We start from the raw sequence: 962 nt of genomic DNA, 5'->3' as shown, positions 1-962 counted from the left end.
GGCTATGTCACCGAGGCAGCGGAAGCCTGGCTCGCCTTTGGCTTCGAAACGCTCGGCGTCGGCGAAATCGTGTCGTTCGCGGTCGCCGGCAATCATCGCTCCATCGCCGTCATGAAGCGACTCGGCATGCAAGCCGACGCAGGCGCCGATTTCGATCATCCGAGCGTTCCCGACAGCCACCCGCATCTCAAGCGGCATGTCCTCTACAGGCTGCCGCGAGAGGACTGGCAGGCGCGAAAAAGGGCGGCTCGCTAGCCGCCCTTTTCATTGAACATCAATCGGTTGCCGGACTTTCCGGACTCAATCCATCCGGATCGTGACGAAGCGCAGTTCGCCGGTCTTCGAGGCCAGCATAAGCAGCGCGTTCTTGCGGCCCTGCTCCTTCAGCGCGCCGATCCGGTCCATCACGTCCTTCGGCGTGCCGACCGATTCCTGCGCGATCTCGGTGATCACCTCGCCGGGCTGGATGCCGCGCTCGGCCGCCGCCGAATCCTTGGCGACGTCGGTGACGACCACGCCGGACACGTCGGCCGCGATGCCGAACTTCTGCCGCGTCTGGTCGTTGAGCTCGCCGACCGTCATGCCGAGCACCGAGGCTGTCGACACTGGAGGCGCTGCCTTGTCGCCCTTGTCCTGATCGGGGTTGCCGTTCTCGCCGCTGGCCAGCTTCTCGCCGTCCTCAAGCCGTCCGAGCGTAACCTTGACGGTCTGCTCGACGCCCTTGCGCACGATGACCACGTCGACCGCCTTGCCCACCGGGCTTTCGGCGACGACGCGCGGCAGGTCACGCATTTCATGGATATCCTTGCCGTCGAACTTGATGATGACGTCGCCGGCCTGCACCGAACCATTGTCGACCGGCCCGCCCTTGATCACGCCGGCCACCAGGGCGCCCTTGGCGGTCGCCATGCCAAGGCTTTCGGCGATGTCGTCCGTCACCGGCTGGATGCGTACGCCCAGCC

The 962-nt window shown here is 65.6% G+C and carries 2 protein-coding genes; one reads left to right on the top strand and one right to left on the bottom strand.

The window, feature by feature from the left end:
* The coding region (locus EOD07_RS35795; RefSeq protein ID WP_164772918.1) for a GNAT family protein at positions 1–255 on the top strand (255 nt) is incomplete at its 5' end.
* A 45-nt stretch (positions 256–300) separates the two neighbouring features.
* Here EOD07_RS35795 and EOD07_RS35790 read toward each other — a convergent pair.
* Positions 301–962 (bottom strand): PDZ domain-containing protein (locus EOD07_RS35790; RefSeq protein ID WP_127238469.1); only part of this gene is annotated, 662 nt, incomplete at its 5' end.

It is taken from the genome of Mesorhizobium sp. M2C.T.Ca.TU.002.02.1.1, assembly GCF_003997225.1.
This window is presented reverse-complemented; position numbering and strand designations above follow the sequence as displayed.